Source organism: Ferrovibrio sp. (assembly GCF_965278975.1).
In the GTDB taxonomy this organism is placed as follows: Bacteria; Pseudomonadota; Alphaproteobacteria; order Ferrovibrionales; family Ferrovibrionaceae; genus Ferrovibrio.
On record NZ_OZ257126.1, the window covers coordinates 1,038,333 to 1,054,583 of the forward strand.

18 protein-coding genes are annotated in these 16,251 nt (G+C 64.9%); 6 read left to right on the forward strand and 12 right to left on the reverse strand.

The features are described from left to right. Positions 1-15: 15 nt before the first annotated feature. Both ACQY7X_RS04905 and ACQY7X_RS04910 read right to left on the reverse strand, forming a co-directional pair. Positions 16-699, reverse strand: coding sequence for a TetR/AcrR family transcriptional regulator (locus tag ACQY7X_RS04905; protein ID WP_428248740.1), 684 nt, complete (start codon positions 697-699; stop codon positions 16-18). 51 nt (positions 700-750) lie between these two features. Next, positions 751-1,512, reverse strand: coding sequence for a crotonase/enoyl-CoA hydratase family protein (locus ACQY7X_RS04910; protein ID WP_428248741.1), 762 nt, complete (start codon positions 1,510-1,512; stop codon positions 751-753). 112 nt (positions 1,513-1,624) lie between these two features. On the opposite strand from ACQY7X_RS04910, the gene ACQY7X_RS04915 reads away from it, so the two are divergent. The 5 genes from ACQY7X_RS04915 (at position 1,625) to ACQY7X_RS04935 (ending at position 6,644) form a co-directional block, all read left to right on the forward strand. Continuing rightward, positions 1,625-2,647 carry a thiamine pyrophosphate-dependent dehydrogenase E1 component subunit alpha gene (locus tag ACQY7X_RS04915; protein ID WP_428248742.1) on the forward strand — a complete coding sequence of 341 codons (1,023 nt, stop codon included), beginning with the start codon at positions 1,625-1,627 and terminating at the stop codon, positions 2,645-2,647. Next, positions 2,638-3,597, forward strand: coding sequence for an alpha-ketoacid dehydrogenase subunit beta (locus ACQY7X_RS04920; RefSeq protein ID WP_428248743.1), 960 nt, complete (start codon positions 2,638-2,640; stop codon positions 3,595-3,597). Before ACQY7X_RS04915 ends, ACQY7X_RS04920 begins: the two co-directional genes overlap by 10 nt. 101 nt (positions 3,598-3,698) lie before the next feature. Then, positions 3,699-4,757, forward strand: a complete 1,059-nt coding sequence (locus ACQY7X_RS04925; protein WP_428248744.1) for a DctP family TRAP transporter solute-binding subunit — start codon at positions 3,699-3,701, stop codon at positions 4,755-4,757. Positions 4,758-4,857: 100 nt separating this feature from the next. Beyond that, positions 4,858-5,364: a TRAP transporter small permease gene (locus tag ACQY7X_RS04930; protein WP_428248745.1), complete on the forward strand. Its 507-nt coding sequence runs from the start codon at positions 4,858-4,860 to the stop codon at positions 5,362-5,364. Then, complete coding sequence (locus tag ACQY7X_RS04935; protein ID WP_428248746.1) at positions 5,361-6,644, forward strand: TRAP transporter large permease; 1,284 nt, start codon at positions 5,361-5,363, stop codon at positions 6,642-6,644. The genes ACQY7X_RS04930 and ACQY7X_RS04935 overlap by 4 nt, the downstream gene beginning before the upstream one ends. 3 nt (positions 6,645-6,647) lie before the next feature. On the opposite strand, the gene ACQY7X_RS04940 is transcribed toward ACQY7X_RS04935, so the two are convergent. The 9 genes from ACQY7X_RS04940 to ACQY7X_RS04980 are packed head-to-tail and all read right to left on the reverse strand — an operon-like array spanning position 6,648 to position 13,635. Next, complete coding sequence (locus tag ACQY7X_RS04940) at positions 6,648-7,418, reverse strand: SDR family NAD(P)-dependent oxidoreductase (RefSeq protein ID WP_428248747.1); 771 nt, start codon at positions 7,416-7,418, stop codon at positions 6,648-6,650. A 60-nt stretch (positions 7,419-7,478) separates the two neighbouring features. After that, positions 7,479-8,087 carry a glutathione S-transferase family protein gene (locus ACQY7X_RS04945; protein WP_428248748.1) on the reverse strand — a complete coding sequence of 203 codons (609 nt, stop codon included), beginning with the start codon at positions 8,085-8,087 and terminating at the stop codon, positions 7,479-7,481. Next, complete coding sequence (locus ACQY7X_RS04950; RefSeq protein WP_428248749.1) at positions 8,084-9,001, reverse strand: alpha/beta fold hydrolase; 918 nt, start codon at positions 8,999-9,001, stop codon at positions 8,084-8,086. The genes ACQY7X_RS04945 and ACQY7X_RS04950 overlap by 4 nt, the downstream gene beginning before the upstream one ends. After that, positions 9,002-9,781 (reverse strand): sulfur oxidation c-type cytochrome SoxA, encoded by a 780-nt coding sequence (gene soxA / locus ACQY7X_RS04955; RefSeq protein WP_428248750.1) that lies wholly within the window; start codon positions 9,779-9,781, stop codon positions 9,002-9,004. Beyond that, positions 9,778-10,098, reverse strand: a complete 321-nt coding sequence (soxZ, locus tag ACQY7X_RS04960) for a thiosulfate oxidation carrier complex protein SoxZ (RefSeq protein ID WP_428248751.1) — start codon at positions 10,096-10,098, stop codon at positions 9,778-9,780. The genes soxA and soxZ overlap by 4 nt, the downstream gene beginning before the upstream one ends. Before the next feature lie 4 nt (positions 10,099-10,102). Beyond that, positions 10,103-10,543, reverse strand: a complete 441-nt coding sequence (locus ACQY7X_RS04965; RefSeq protein WP_428248752.1) for a SoxY-related AACIE arm protein — start codon at positions 10,541-10,543, stop codon at positions 10,103-10,105. 3 nt (positions 10,544-10,546) lie between these two features. Next, complete coding sequence (soxX, locus tag ACQY7X_RS04970) at positions 10,547-10,975, reverse strand: sulfur oxidation c-type cytochrome SoxX (protein WP_428248753.1); 429 nt, start codon at positions 10,973-10,975, stop codon at positions 10,547-10,549. A 6-nt stretch (positions 10,976-10,981) separates the two neighbouring features. Then, positions 10,982-13,171 carry a molybdopterin cofactor-binding domain-containing protein gene (locus ACQY7X_RS04975; protein WP_428248754.1) on the reverse strand — a complete coding sequence of 730 codons (2,190 nt, stop codon included), beginning with the start codon at positions 13,169-13,171 and terminating at the stop codon, positions 10,982-10,984. A gap of 14 nt (positions 13,172-13,185) precedes the next feature. Next, positions 13,186-13,635, reverse strand: a complete 450-nt coding sequence (locus tag ACQY7X_RS04980) for a (2Fe-2S)-binding protein (RefSeq protein ID WP_428248755.1) — start codon at positions 13,633-13,635, stop codon at positions 13,186-13,188. 245 nt (positions 13,636-13,880) lie between these two features. On the opposite strand from ACQY7X_RS04980, the gene pyrC reads away from it, so the two are divergent. Continuing rightward, positions 13,881-14,915 (forward strand): dihydroorotase, encoded by a 1,035-nt coding sequence (pyrC, locus tag ACQY7X_RS04985; RefSeq protein WP_428248756.1) that lies wholly within the window; start codon positions 13,881-13,883, stop codon positions 14,913-14,915. A gap of 156 nt (positions 14,916-15,071) precedes the next feature. Here pyrC and ACQY7X_RS04990 read toward each other — a convergent pair whose 3' ends face one another. Beyond that, positions 15,072-16,250: an NAD(P)/FAD-dependent oxidoreductase gene (locus ACQY7X_RS04990; RefSeq protein ID WP_428248757.1), complete on the reverse strand. Its 1,179-nt coding sequence runs from the start codon at positions 16,248-16,250 to the stop codon at positions 15,072-15,074. Position 16,251 lies beyond the last annotated feature (1 nt).

Here is a 16,251-nt window from a genome sequence, read left to right on the forward strand (position 1 = left end):
TGTATTGGGCCGGCCTTACTTAGACTTCCGCCGCGCCGGCTTGGCGCCGGCCTTGGGCACCGCCTTGGGGCGGCCGCCATCGCGCAGCATGCGCACCAGTTGCCGGCCGATGCGGGCCGGGGTGAATTCGCCGCCGGCACGATACCAGGTGGGGATCCAGTTCAGCGCGCCGAGGAAATGCAGGCGGAAGATCGCCGGATCGACTTCCGCCGGCAGATCGAGCGCCGCGATCAGTTCCTTGATGATCACTTCATAGCGGTCGCGCCGCACGATCAGCTCGGGCTGGATCTTGGCCATCGAAGGCGAGAAATGCGCCGTGACGATGGCACCAAGATCGGACCAGCTTACCAATGCCTCGCAATGCGCCTCCGCCGCCGCTTCCAGCCGCGCCCAGGGATCGCTGACGCCGATCAACGCCCGCTTCACCGTGGTTTCCATCAGGTCCATGCCGGTGGCATGCACGGCAACGAACAGGTCTTCCTTCGACGCGAAGTGATAATAGAGCGAGCCGGCCATGATGCCCGAGGCGGCGGCGATGTCGCGCATCGAGGTGCCGTCGAAACCCTGCTTGACGAATTGCCGGGCCGCCTCGGTGATGATCTTGCGCCGCCGCGCCATGGCGCGGCCTTCGGCCGGCGCGGCTTCCACCGTTACTAGCCCCAGCTTCGGCTTGCGCAACTCCGCTTCACGCTTGCTCATCACCCGACTCTCCTCATAGAGCCTTGATTCTACACTGCTTCGAGCGGGAAATCACTTCCCCCGCCAGACCGGGGCGCGCTTCTCTGCAAAGGCAGTGGCGCCCTCGATGGCATCAGCGGAGGCCGAAATCGGCTTGGAAATGGCGAATTGGCGCTCGAACATGCCGTCCTGCGGCCAGTCGCGCGATTCCACCACGGTACGCTTGGTGCCGGCCACTGAAAGCGGCGCATTCGGGGTGATCCTGGCGGCCAGTTCCAGCGCGGCGGCGAGCGCACCACCCGCCGGCACCAGGCGGTTGATCAGGCCATGCTGGTGCATCAGGGCGGCCTCATACATGTCTCCCGTCAGCGCCATTTCCATTGCCAGCCGGTAGGGCAGCTGGCGCGGCAGGCGCATCAGGCCGCCGGCAGCGGCGATCAGGCCGCGCTTCACTTCCGGCAGGCCGAAGCGGGCGGTTTCCGCCGCCACGATCAGGTCGCAGCTCAAGGCGACCTCGCAGCCACCGGCCAGCGCGAAGCCTTCAACCGCCGCGATCAACGGCTTTTCCGCCGGTTTTTCGGTGATACCGCCAAAGCCGCGCTTCGGCGTGTAGCTGCTTTCGCCGCGCACGAAGGCCTTCAGGTCCATACCGGCGCAGAAGGTGCCGCCAGCGCCCTGGATGATGCCGACGCGCAGGGTGGGATCGGCATCCAGCCGGGTCAGCGCCGCATCCAGGCCCTGGGCCAGTTCAGCATTGATGGCGTTGCGCGCCTCCGGCCGGTTGAGGGTGATGATAAGCAACGCGTCGCGCTGCTCGGTCAGGATCGCCGCCATGATTTCCTCCCATCTGATACGCCACGAAAGTCTTAACACAGCCGGTGGTCTTTGCTAGCTTCCCTGCCGCAATAAGCCTCCAAATCACGCATAAAAGCCGGGAAGATTTCGTGTGAACCAGACCAATATCGCCTTGCCCATCCTGGAGGCGCTGTATCGCACCATGTGCCGCATCCGCGCCTTTGAAGATGCGGCCGAGGCAGCCAGCAAGGGTGGCGTCGCGGCCTTCGGCCAGGCTGCCGCCGGCACCGCCCAGGTGCGCGGCCCGCTGCATCTTTCCACCGGCCAGGAAGCTGTGCCGGCGGGCGTCTGCGCCCATCTCAAGCCCGCCGACTACCTCACCTCGACCCATCGCGGCCATGGCCACACACTGGCCAAGGGCGCTGACCTCACCCGCATGATGCAGGAATTGTTCGGCCGCGCGCCGGGCTTCTGCGGCGGTCGGGGCGGTTCGATGCATATCGCCGATTTCTCGGTCGGCATGCTGGGCGCCAACGGCGTGGTGGCCGCTGGCATCCCGATTGCCGTGGGCGCGGCACAATCGATCAAGCTGCGTGGCGTGGATGCCATTGCCGTTACCTTTTTCGGCGATGGCGCGATCAATCGCGGCCCCTTCGCCGAGAGCCTGAACTGGGCCGCCGCCTTCAAGCTGCCGATCCTGTTCGTGTGCGAGGATAATCAATGGTCGGCAACGACCAAGACAGGCCCGGTTTCCGCCGGCGACGGCGCCGCCGCGCGGGCGCGGGCGCATGGCATCCCGGCGGAACTGGTGGATGGCAACGATGCCTGGGCGGTGCATGAAGCCGCCAAGGCATTGGTTGCCGATGTGCGCGCCGGCAACGGGCCGCGCCTGCTCCATGCCAAGACCTACCGCTTCAAGGGCCATGTCTCGGTGGACCCGGCAAGCTACCGCGACCCGAAGGAACTGGAAGCGGCTTTGCTGAACGATCCCTTCGGCGTCACCGAACGGCAATTGCGCCAGGCCGGGCTTGCCGATGCCCGCGTCGCGGCGATCATGGCTGAGGCGCGCGCCGAAGTGGCGGCCGCCGTGCAGGCCTCGGCCGATGCGCCCTGGCCGGAAACCAATGCCGCCTTCACGCAGGTTCAGGATACGGGGGCCGGGCAATGGCTGTGATGACCTATGCTGCTGCTGCTGCCGAGAGCCTTGGCGCCTTGATGCGGCAGGATGCCAGCGTGGTGGCGCTGGGCGAGGATATCGGGCGCGGCGGCATTTTCGGCCAGTATCGCGGTCTGCAGCAGGAATTCGGCCCCGACCGCGTGATCGACACGCCGATCTCGGAAGCCACCATCGTCGGCGCTGCCGTCGGCATGGCGCTGACCGGGCTCAAGCCGGTGGTCGAGATGCGCGTGGTGGATTTCGCGCTCTGTGCCATGGACGAGATCGTCAACCAGGCAGCCAAGAATCGCTTCATGTTCGGCGGCCAGGGCCGTGTGCCAACCGTGATCCGCATGCCCATCGGCATCTGGAGCGCGTCCGCCGCGCAGCATTCGCAATCGCTGGAAGCCTGGTTCGCCCATGTGCCGGGCCTGGTGGTGATCGCCCCGGCCACGCCGCAGGACAACTACTCGCTGCTGCGCGCCGCGATTCAATGCGGCGACCCGGTGACCTATTTCGAGCACAAGGAATTGTGGGGCCTGGAAGGCGAGGTGGATACCGCTGCGCCCGCCGAACTTGGCCGCGCCGCGATCCGCCGCGAAGGCAAGGATGTCACCATCGTGAGCTGGAGCCGCGCCGTGCATTGGTCCCTGGAGGCAGCCACGGCTTTGGCCCGGGATGGCATTGAGGCCGAGGTGATCGACCTGCGTACATTGTGGCCCTGGGACCGCGAAGCGGTATTCGCCTCGGCGAAAAAGACTGGCCGGGTGCTGATCGCCCATGAAGCCGTGCAGGTGGCCGGCTTCGGCGCCGAAATCGCCGCCACCCTGGCCGAGACCGGCGCCGCCAAGGTCGCCAGGTTGGGCGGGCAGCGCCTGCCGGTGGGCTATGCGCCGCTGCTGGAAGCGGAAGTGCGGGTGACGCCCGAACGCATCGCCGCCCGGGCGCGGGATTTGTGCAAGTCCTGAGTTAATGCAGCCCTGGTGGTCAATACCGCCAGGGCTGGTAATGCCGCCGCAGCTATGCGAGGCTTCGGCAAAAGTAAAACCGTAAACGGAGGAAACGGAAAATGAAGTTCAATCGTCGTACCCTGCTCAAGACTGGCGCCGCCGGTTTCGGCCTCATTGCCGCGCCGGCCCTGGTCGGCCTGCGTCCGGCCTGGGCGCAAGCCAACTACAAGCCGGAATATAAGCTCTCCACCGTGGTCGGCCTGCCCTTCCCCTGGGGCCAGGGCGGCGAAATCCTCGGCAACCTGGTGCGTGAGCGCACCGAGGGCCGCATCAATATCAAGATGTATCCGGGCGCTGCCCTGGTCAGCGGCGACCAGACCCGCGAATTCACCGCCATGCGCCAGGGCGTGATCGATCTCGCCATCGGCTCGACCATCAACTGGTCGCCGCAGATCAAGCAGCTCAACCTGTTCTCGCTGCCCTTCCTGGCGCAGGACCATGCCGGCATCGACGCCATGGTGCAGGGCCCGGTGGGCAAGGAGATCATGGGCCTGGTCGAGAAGTCCGGCGTTGTGGCGCTGGCCTGGGGCGAAAACGGCTTCCGCGAAGTGACCAACTCGAAGCGCGAAATCCGCACGCCGGCCGACATGAAGGGCCTGAAGTTCCGCGTCGTCGGCTCGCCGATCTTTAACGACACCTTCACGGCTCTCGGCGCCAACCCGACACAGATGAGCTGGGCCGATGCCCAGCCGGCGCTGGCTTCCGGCGCCGTGGAAGGCCAGGAAAACCCGCTGCACATCTTCACCGCCGCCAAGCTGCATAATCTGGCGCAGAAGTTCGTCACCCGCTGGGGCTATGTCGCCGATCCGCTGATCTTCGCCGCCAACAAGGATGTGTTCGATTCCTGGTCGGCCAAGGACCGCGACATCGTGCGCCAGGCGGCCATGGATGCCGGCAAGCAGGAAATCGCCATCGCGCGCAAGGGCCTGGTGCCGGGCGACCAGTCGCTGGTGGATGAAGTGAAGGGCTTCGGCGTCACCGTCACCGAACTGTCGGCCGCCGAGAAGGATGCCTTCAAGGCCGCCGTGAAGCCGGTATTCGAGAAGTGGACCAAGGAAATCGGCCCCGACCTGGTGAAGCGGGCCGAGGCTGCCGTGGCCGCGCGCAAGAAGGCCTAGAAGCCCGCGCGAGCAGACAACAAGACAAGGCAAAGGCCGGGCATGTCCCGGCCTTCGCTTTAGAGATACCGACGTAAATATTCCGTAGAAGGTGGCCGCCGTGACAAACCCAAGCGACCAGAATCCCTCCCCGACGAATGCGCCGCCGGCTGACAACGCCTTGCGCTGGGAGGACTGGATCGGCGCCACCTCGATGGGCCTGCTGGCACTGATCACCTTCGCCAATGTGCTGGCGCGCTATTTCACTGACCAGTCCTTCGCCTGGACCGAAGAAATCTCCACCGGCCTGATGGTGACGTTGACGCTCGCCGCCGGTGCTGCCGCCGTGGCGCGCGACCGCCATATCCGCATCGAGTTCATGCTGCTCTCCGGCTCAGCGGCGAAGCGCAAGGCGCTGGCACTGCTCTCGTCCCTCTGCACGGTCATCGCCTTCGGCCTGCTTACCGGCTTCGGCTATCGCTTCGCCTATGACGATTACCGCTTCGAAGTGACCTCGCCGGGCATCGGCTTGCCGCAATGGTGGTTCAGCGTCTGGCTGCCGCTGCTGGCCCTGGCCGTGATGCTGCGTGCCGCGCAACTCTTCATCAAGCAGTGGCGGCAGTCATGATCGGCCTCACCATATTCGTTATCTTCGCCATCCTCATGACCGTGGGCGTGCCGATCGGTGTCGCCCTGCTGCTCGGCGGTGCCATCGGCATTGGCCTCGGCAATCTCGGCTGGATGTCGATCCCCAACAACTTCTATCCGACGGTGGCGAAATACCCGCTGCTGGCGCTGCCGATGTTCGTGCTGGTCGGTGTTATCTTCGACCGCTCCGGCGTGGCGCAACGGCTTGTCACCTTCGCCCAGGCACTGATCGGGCGCGGCCCCGGCATGCTGCCGGTGGTGGCGATTACGGTGGCAATGATCTTCGGCGGCATTTCCGGCTCTGGCCCGGCCTCTGCCGCTGCTGTCGGCGGCGTGATGCTGGTGGCGATGGCACGCGCCGGCTATCCGGCGCCGTTCTCCGCCAGCGTGATCGGTGCCGCAGCGGCCACCGACATCCTGATCCCGCCTTCCATTGCCTTCATCGTCTATTCCGTGCTGGTGCCGGGCGCCTCGGTGCCGGCATTGTTCGCCGCCGGGATCATCCCGGGCGTGCTGGCCGGCCTGGCGCTGATGATTCCGGCGATCTGGCTGTCGCGCAAGCATGGCTTCGGCGCCAAGGAACGCGAACAGCCGCGCCCGCCCTTCTTCGCCTCGCTGCTGCAGGCAAGCTGGGGCCTGGCGGCACCCGTACTGATCCTCGGCGGTATGCGCGCCGGCTGGTTCACGCCGACGGAAGCCGCCGTGGTGGCGGTGTTCTATGGCCTGTTCGTCGGCATGGTGGTGCATCGCACGATCAAGGTGAAGGATATCGGCCCGATCCTGGTGGAAGCGGCGGAAACCGCCGGCATCATCCTGGTGATCCTCGGCCTTGCCTCGGTCTTCGCCTATGCGGTCTCCACGCTCGGCATCATCGACCCCATCGCCAAGGCGATCACCACCAGCGGGCTGGGCAGCACCGCCACGCTGGTGATCATCGTGGTCATCCTGCTGGCGGCCGGCATGGTGCTGGATGGGGTGTCGATCTTCCTGATCTTCATTCCGATCCTGATGCCGCTGATGCGGGCTTTCAACTGGGATCCGGTATGGTTCGGCGTGCTGCTCACCTACATGGTCGCCATCGGCCAGTTCACCCCGCCGATGGCGGTGAATCTGATGGTGGCGTCCAAGCTGGCCGGCATCTCGATTGAAAAGACCGTGCCCTGGGTGATGTGGTTCGTGCTGGCGATGATGGTGCTGCTGGTATCGTTCATCGCCTTCCCGCCATTGGTCACCTGGCTGCCGAAATATCTCGGCTACTAGGCGCTAGGACGAGAGGAAGCCGCCGTCGAGGCAGAGATTATGGCCGACCATGTAGCCGGCCGCATTGCTCGCCAGCCAGACGACGGCTTCCGCCACTTCTTCCGGCTCGCCCATGCGGCGGATCGGCAGGCCATCGGCCACCGCCTTCATATCGGCAATGCCCGACGCCAGCATCATCGGCGTCTTCACCCTGCCTGGTGACACGGCATTGATGCGAATCCCCTGCGGGCCATATTCCAGCGCCGCCGATTTGGTCAGCGACAGCAGGGCCGCCTTGGACGCCGAATAGACGCTCAAGCCCGGATTGGGATTGCGCACGCCGCTGACCGAAGCGGTGTTGATGATGACCCCGGCGCCCTGCGCGCCTTCACGCCGGGTCTGTGCCAGCATCGCCTTGATCTGTGTCTGCATCGCCAGGAACACGGCGCGCAGGTTGGTATCCAGGATATGGGTATAGACATCGAGGCCCTGTTCGGCGAGCAAGGCCCGCTTCTCCTGCGCCCCGGCATTGTTGAACGCCACATCCAGCCGGCCGAAACGCGACAGCGCCGCCTGCACCAGCACCCCAGGCGCGGCGACATCCTTCACATCATTGAGCAGGAACTGCGCCTCAGCCCCGAGCGCGGCACAGGCCGCACGCACTTCATCGCCGCGCGCGGCATCGCGGCCGCCCAAGGTGAGCCGCGCGCCACGCTTAGCGAAGGCCAGCGCGGTGGCACGGCCGATACCCGACGTGGCGCCGGAAATGAGGATGCTCTGCCCAGAAAATTCCATGCCGCCACTCTAGCCGCGGCGAGGCCGCCGGTATTGGAAAAAAATCAGGCCCGCTGGCGCTTAAGCCCGGGCGGTCGGCCGGCTGGTGACGCGGCCATACCAGGCGGTGAGGTTCTGCAACTCGGGCGGGATCGGCAGCTTGCAGCCGCGCGCCAGCAGCAGGGCGCATTGCCCGGTGATATCGGCGATGCTGTAGCGGTCGCCGACGAAATAGTCCTTGCCGGCCAGTTCCTCATCCAGCCAGGCCATGCGCGCCAGCAGGTATTGCTGGCTGAACTGGCCGTAATCGGCATATTGCGTGGCGCGGCCGACCCAGAAGGGATGGGTGTGGCGGAAGACATTGGTGGCCGGGATCGCCACTTCATGCTCCAGCCGCCGCGTCCACATCTCGACCTGGGCGCGTTCAAGCATGGTGGTGCCAAACAGCGGCGGCTCTGGCTGCATCTCCTCGAAATAGCGGCAGATGGCGAGCGATTCCGTGAGGATGGTGCCGTCATCCAGTTCCAGCAGCGGCAGGGTACCGAGCGGATTCTTGGCCAGGAATTCCGGCGTGCGGTTGTCGCCGGTATCCATGTCTAGCACGATGGTTTCTAGCTTGATGCCCTTCTCGGCCATGAAGATGCGCACCCGGCGCGGGTTCATGCCGTTCTTAAGATCGTAGAATTTCACGTTCGTTCCTCGCCCAGGAAATCCAGCAGCGCCGCCAGTGTTGCGTCTGGCGCTTCCTCCTGCAAGGTATGGCCGCAATCCAGCGGCCCGCCGCGTACATCCAGCGCCTTGTCGCGCCAGGTTGCCAGCACATCGTAAAGCGCACCGACCGTGCCCTTGCCGCCCCACAGGGCGAGCAAGGGTGCCGCAACGCGCTTGTCGGCATCGGCGGCATCATGTTCCAGGTCGATGCCGGCGGCGGCGCGGTAATCCTCGCAGATGGCGCGGATGGTCTCGGGCTTTGAATAGCAGCGCAGATACTCGGCGAAGATTTCTTCGCCGGTGGCACCGGGCGTCTTGCTCTGGCCATTGATATGGTGACGCAGGAAAAACGCCGGATCGTTCAGGATCAGGGTTTCCGGGAAAGGCGCCGGCTGGATCAGGAAGAACCACCAGAAATACCGCGTGGCGAAAGCCTTGTCGGTGCGTGCATACATCGTCGCGGTCGGCGCGATGTCGATGACGGCCAGGCGCTCCACAGCGTCGGGCCAGTCCAGTGCCAGGCGATGCGCCACGCGGGCGCCGCGATCATGGCCGACGATGGCAAAGCGGTCATGCCCCAGCAGCCGCATCAGCGCCACCTGGTCGGCGGCCATGGCGCGCTTTGAGTAATGGATCTGCTTTTCGCCGCCTTCGGGCTTGGATGAATCGCCATAGCCGCGCAGATCGGCGGCAATCACCGTGAAACGTTCGGCCAGAGTCGGGGCAATCTTGTGCCAGGTGGCATGGGTCTGCGGATGCCCGTGCAGCAGCAGCAATGGCGGGCCGGATCCCGCTATCGCGGCGCGCAGCGTGATATCGGCCGTGATGCGCGCATCAATCAGGCGGAAATTTTTAAGGAAGGGCGACGCACCATGTTCAACAATCTCGGGCAATCAGGGCCTCACCGCCGGGGTTTCCATCGCCATGCCCTTGGCGCGCTGGGCGAGATACAGCTCCAGCTCCACCAGTTCCGGCGCGCCGAAGGCATGCGGCTCGGCGCGCACGCCGATCATGCAATTGCGCAGGCGGCGCTGCAACGATCCCAGCCCCTGCCATTCCAGGCGGTAGATCGGATAGCCATTGGCATGGCCCTGGGGGATAGGGCTGCCGCCGAGCTTCTGGCCCCAATTCTGCTCATGGCATTGCGCACAGGAGAAATTGAGCTGCCCAATGCGGCGCTCGAACGCCGCCCGGCCGCGCTCGATGAACGGCTTGAGCCGCGCATCCTCGGGCGGCGCCAGCGGCAGCCCGCGCGATTGCTGGCCGATATAAGCCGTGAGACTGAGCAATGGCCGGCTTTCCGGCGCATAGGCTGCCTGGCCCTGGCGTTCGCTGCGACAGCGGTTGATCTGGCCGGAAAGGTCTATCGGCTGCTGCGTCTTTTCATCATAGGCCGGATAGCGCGCCGCCACGCCGCGCATGCTGCCATCTGTATGGCAGGAGGCGCAGCTTCTTTCGCCTTGGCGCCACAGCGCCTCGCCCTCTGCCACCCACAGCATGCCGGGATTGAGCGTATCATCGCGCTGCATCGCCTGGCTTTCGCTGCCCATGAAATCGAAGCCGGAGCGGCGTTCGGCCAATGGTATGTCGCCGGCATGCGCCGGCAGGGGTATATCGCCGGCAAGCGCCGGCAGGCTGAACAGCAGCACCAGCAGGAAAAAGCCGCGCGTCATGTCACCGTGATCGCGATGGTCTCGGTCTGGCTGAAGCCGTTATCGCCTTCCCAGGTGAAGCTGAGCATGCCGCTCTCGGTGGCAACCGTCGTGAAGGAAATGAAGGGATTGGCGGCAATGGCCTGATGCATGTCGGCCCGGAACACCACCTCGCCGCCATAATGGCAGGTGAAACGGCGGATGATATCGCGCGGCGCCACTTGGCCATCGGGGCCGGGACGGTAGCCGGTTTCCATCGGATGCGAGATCAGGGTGCGGATCTCGAATACCTCACCCCGCTTCACGCTGCGGGGAAAATTGATCAATGCGCGGGTCATGCTCTTACCCCTCCACGCAGGCGGCCAGGGTGACGATGACATTGGCGCTATCCGACCACACGCTGCCATCGCTCATCACCGCCAGCGCCGTCACCGCCTGCGAGGTCGCCAGCCGCATCCGCGTGGTGACGATGGCGCGGCCCGAACGGGGACTCAAGTGAAACACCGCCACATGCGGCTGCGGGTTGGCTTCGGTGAACAGGGCGAATTTCGCCACATGATCCGTAGCTGTCATCGGGCTTTCGGCAGTGAGCGTCACCGACACGCTGTTGCCGTTCTCGACCAGGGGCGAGATATCGAGCTTGATGCGGCCGGGCCGGATCGCGGCCTCGCCGAGCAGGGCGCGGATCGCCTCCTGCATCGCCTGCGGCGTGGCCATAGAGGGCCGCACCAGCAGCAACGAGGCCGCACCCGCAAGGATCATGCGCCGGTTTGCCTTCAGCATGGCCTACTCCCGTAATGTGGCCAGGAACACCACCACATCCTCGATCTCCTGCGCCGACAGGATCGGCTTGTCCTGCCAGGCCGCACCAACCTGGCGCAGGCCATCGCGGCGATAATAGGACGGCATCAGCGAATCCGGGTTGAGCGCCCGGCTATCGGCGATGCGCAACCGCAACTGCGCCAGATTCCAACGCGTGCCGGCGCCGGCCAGGCTCGGCGCCAGGCTGCCCTGGAAGCGCTCCTCGGCGAACGGCCCGCTATGGCAGAGCAGGCAGAGGCCTTTCTGCCGGCTGACCACGATGGCACGGCCCCGCATGGCATCGCCGACCAGCCCAGGCTCCAGCGGCTGGCGCAATTCATCGCTTTGCGCCAGCGCCGATTGGCTGAGCAGCGCCGCACAGAGAACCAGGAATCCGAACCGCCTTAGCGCCACGGCGCCTCAGGCGGATTTCAGATCGTGATTCTTCAGCGGCAGGCTGCGCACCCGCTTGCCGGTGGCGGCGAAGATGGCGTTCAGCACCGCCGGCGCAGCAACCGCGATGGTCGGCTCGCCAACACCGCCCCAGAAACCACCCGAGGGGATCAGCACGCTTTCCACCTTCGGCATCTCGTCGATCCGCATCATCGGGTAGGTATCGAAATTCTCCTGCTCGATGCGGCCCTTGGCGACGGTACATTCGCCATAGAGCGCCGCCGTGAGGCCATAGACGAAGGAGCCTTCGATCTGTGCCTCGACCTGCTGTGGATTCACCACATGGCCCGGATCGGTGGAGGCGACGATGCGATGTACCTTCACCTTGCCATCCTTCGATACCGAGACCTCGGCACAGGCCGCGACATAGGCGCCGAAGCCCATGCATTGCGCCAGGCCACGGAACACCCCGGCCGGGGCCGCCTTGCCCCAGCCCGCCTTCTCGGCCACCGCCTCCAGCACCGCGCGGTGCTTCGGATGATTGGCCATCAGCTTGCGGCGGAATTCCAGCGGATCCTTGTTCGCCGCCTTGGCCATCTCATCGATGAAGCATTCGAGGTAGATGGTGTTCTGGTTCAGGTTCACGCCGCGCCAGAAGCCCGGCGGCACATGCGGATTGCGCATGGCATGGTCGATCAGCAGGTTCGGGAAGCTGTAGCCGATCGAGGCTTCCGGCCCCGGCGGATTGAGGCCCTGGAACACCACCGGATCGACGCCGTTGCGGATATTCTGCGGGAAGATGCCGGCAACGATGGACTGGCCGGAAATGCGCATGTGCAAAGCCTGCACATCGCCATTGGCATCCAGCGCCGCTGTCATCTTGCATTGCGTGACCGGATGATAGCGGCCATGCAGCATGTCCTCCTCGCGCGACCACAGCAGCTTCACCGGCACGCCCGGCATCTCCTTGGCGACCACCACCGCCTGGCGCACCCAGTCATGCACCGCGCCGCGGCGGCCGAAACCGCCGCCGAGATGCAGCTTGTAGACCTCGCATTTCGCCGGCGGCAGCCCGGAAGCCTCCGAGGCCGCAGCCAGTGCCGCTTCGCCGTTCTGCGTCGGCGTCCACACCTCGCAGAAATCCGGCGTCCACTTGGCGGTGGCGTTCATCGGCTCCATGGTGGCGTGGTTCTGGAACGGATAGCCGTAGGTGGCGGTGACGACGCGCCCGCCCGCAGGCGCCCCTTGCGCCAGTACAGTGAGGGCCTCGCCGACCTTGTTACCAACGGCGGCTTCCTTGGCATCCAGGCCCTCGCGCAGCATGGCGGCAATGCTCTCGCTGGAAACATTGGCATGCAGGCCTTCATCCCAGACGATGGCCATGCCATCCAGCGCGGTCTTGGCCCGCCACCAGGTATCGGCAATCACCGCCACGGCGGAATCGCCCACCTGCACAACTTTCTTCACCCCGGGCTGCTTCATCGCACCGGCGGCATCGAAGCTTTTCACCTTGCCGCCGAAGACCGGGCAATCCTTGATCGCTGCATTGAGCATGCCGGGCAGTTGCAGATCGGCGCCATAGACCTGCTTGCCGGTAAGCTTTTCCACTGTGTCGAGGCGCTTCACCGGCTTGCCGGCGATCTTCCAGTCCTTCGGATCCTTCAGCGCCACATCAGTCGGCGGGGTCAGCTTGCCCGCTGCATCGGCGAGCTGGCCATAGCGCAGCGTGCGGCCCGAGGGGCGATGGGTGACGACGCTGTTGGCGGCCACACATTCCGCCACCGGTACTTTCCATTGCTCGGCAGCGGCCTGCACCAGCATCATGCGCGCGGCGGCACCGCCCTTGCGCACATAATCATGCGACTCGCGGATGCCTCTGCTGCCGCCGGTGGAGAAATTGCCCCAAGCGCGGTTGCGTGCCAGATTCTGGCCCGGCGTCGGATATTCCGTCGTCACCTTGGCCCAATTGCATTCCAGTTCCTCGGCGACCAATTGCGCCAGGCCGGTAAGCGAGCCCTGGCCCATTTCCGAGCGGGCGATGCGGATCACCACGGTATCGTCCGGCTTCACCACCACCCAGGCATTGATTTCCGGTGGGATGGCGGCCTGCGCTTTCGCATCGCCGAACGGGATGTGGAAGCCAAGCGTAAGCCCGGCAGTGGCGGCACCAGCGGTGGCAAGGAAGCCCCGGCGGGAGATCGGCTTGAGTTCAGTCATCGCGCGTCCTCCCCTTAACCGGCTGCCGCCGCCTTGATGGCGGCGCGGACGCGGTTATAGGTGCCGCAACGGCAGATATTGGTGATTTCGTTGTCGATGTCGGCATCGGTCGGCTTCGGCTTCTGCTTCAGCAGCGCGGCGGCGGCCATGATCATGCCGCACTGGCAATAGCCGCATTGCGGCACATCCAGCGCCGCCCAGGCCTTCTGCACCGGATGCGAGCCATCGGGCGACAGGCCCTCAATGGTGACGATCTTCTGTTCCTCGGTGAAGGCTGAAGCCGGCATCGAGCAGGAACGCACCGCTTCGCCGTCGATATGCACGGTGCAGGCACCGCATTGCGCCACGCCGCAGCCATACTTGGTGCCGGTGAGGCGAAGCTGTTCGCGCAGCACCCAGAGCAGGGGGGTATCTTCCTCGGCCTGGAATTCCTGCACCTTGCCGTTCACGTTCAATTTCGCCATGGCCGTTCTCCTGAGCCTTCCTTATCGGGATATTGGGGGCAAAACGGCAGGCGATAACCCGGCTGGGGCCTGCCGGCTGAATAATGCGCTGATAAATTAGCTTAACGTATTGCCCGGGGCGGCTGCCAGAGGGTTTGATGCCGTCGCCGCATTGCAACAGGGTTCCTCGCCCTGGCCTGGGATGCGTGTTTTTGCCAATATGCGGCGCCGATTCCACACCGCCGCGCATCAGGAGAGACCAAGGCATGAGCAGTAACGATCTGGTGATCATCAAGCCGGATGACTGGCATGCCCATCTGCGCGACGGCGACGTGATGCAGACCGTGCTGCCGCATACGGCGGCGCAGTTCGCCCGCGCCATCGTGATGCCGAACCTGAAGCCGCCGATAACGACAATGGCCGCCGCCGAGGCCTACCGCCAGCGCATCCTGGCGGCCCTGCCTAAAGGTGCCGGCTTCCAGCCGCTGATGACGGCCTATCTGACCGACACGATTGAGGCCGAGGAAATCCGCCGCGGCCATGAGGCCGGCGCCTGGGTGGCGGCCAAGCTCTATCCGGCGGGCGCCACCACCAATTCGGCCCATGGCGTTACCGATCTGGCCAAGATCCGGCCGGTGCTGGCGATGATGGAACGGATCGGCATGCCGCTGCTGGTGCATGGCGAAGTGACCGACCACAGCGTGGATATCTTCGACCGCGAGAAGGTATTCATCGACCGCACGCTGACCAAACTGCTGCAGGATTTCCCTGAGCTCAAAGTGGTGCTGGAACACATCACCACCGCCGAGGCCGCCGATTTCGTGAAGGACCGCGCGCCGCAGCTCGCCGCCACCATCACACCGCACCACCTGATGATCAACCGCACGGATATTTTCACCGGCGGCATAAGGCCGCATTTCTACTGCCTGCCGATCGCCAAGCGCGAGACCCACCGCCTGGCCCTGCGCCGCGCCGCTACCTCCGGTGAGGCCTGCTATTTCCTCGGCACGGATACGGCGCCGCACGCCGCCCATACCAAGGAAGCCGCCTGCGGCTGCGCCGGCATCTTCAATGCCCCCACGGCGATGCAATGCTATGCCCAGGTATTCGAGGAAGAAGGCGCGCTGGACCAGCTTGAAGCCTTCGCCTCGCTGAACGGCCCGCGCTTCTATGGCCTGCCGGTGAATGCCGAGAAAATCACCCTGCGCAAGCAGACCGCCAGCATCCCGGCGGAAATCCCCTTGGGTAGCGACCGCCTGGTGGTATTCGGCAGCGAGAATCTCGGCTGGTCGCTGGTTTAGACTCGGCGCCCCCAACTTTTTGTCACCCTCGCGAAAGCGAGGGTCCCATTTGAAATGGGATACCCGCTTTCGCGGGTATGACATGAAATGTCAAAAGCGATACCCCTCGCTTGCGCGAGGGTGACAAATTAAAAGAATCAACAAAAAGCAGTAGAGCTAAATAATATTCTTCTCGATGATCGGCTGGTTGTTGAGCAGCCGCTGCGGCCCGAGATCGCTTAAATCCAGGCTGCGATAGGCGCCGAACAGGATCAGTTCGGCGATGCCGCGCCCGGCGGCGGGCGATTGCTGCATGCCGTGGCCGGAAAAGCCATTCGCCATCAGGAAATTGTCATACCCCGGCACCGGCCCGATGATGGCATTGTGATCGAAATGGTTCATGTCGTAATGCCCCGCCCAGGCATTGCTGAACTTGATTGCCTCGAAGGCCGGCACACGATGCGCCAAGGCCGGCCATAGCACTTCTTCATAGAGGCCGTAATCGACATCCAGCGAAGCCTGCTGCTCGGGCGTGTCCCCTTCGCGCGGCGGCGGCCCGGCGATGAAGCCCGCACCTTCGGCGCGGAACCAGACGCCGCTGGTATCGATCACCAGCGGACAGGCCGGCAGGGTTTCCTTGCAGGTGAAGACGAAGACGCAATGGCGCTCCGGCGCCAGCGGGAAATCCACCCCGGCCATGCCGAGAATAGCCGCCGCATGCGGGCCGGCGCCATTCACGGCAAAGCCGCAGGCGATGTGCTCGCCGCTATCCAGCAACACCGCCTCGACCTTGCCGGCGGCAATCTCCAGGCCGGTGACGCTGGCGGTAATGTAGTCGGCGCCCAGCGCGCGGGCCTTGTTGCGGAAGGCCTGCAGCAGGCCATAGCCATCGAACCAGCCTTCATCGCGCAGGCCCAGCGAACCGAGCGCCAGGTCGCCGGTATTCAGCCAGGGAAAGCGCGTGCTCAAGGCGGCTGGTTCCAGCAGCGCGATATCGGCGCCGGCCTGGCGCTGGATCGCGTTATTCTCGCGCAGCACCGGCGCACCGGCCTCACTGGCGAGATAGAGATAGCCCGGCTCGGTGAGGCCGAGATGCGGCATCTCGCCATCGACATTGAGCAGTTCATCGGCGCGGCGCAGGAAATCGATGCCGAAGCGCGAGATGGCGATATTCACCGGCGTGGAGAATTGCTGCCGGATCGAGGAAGCAGAAAGCGCCGAGGATGCGGTGCGGTAGGTCGGATCGCGCTCGATCACCGCCACGCTGAGGCGGGGATCGAGTGTTTTCAGATGATAGGCGATGGACGAGCCGATCACCCCGCCGCCGATAATGGCGACGTCATACCGCCGCGCCATG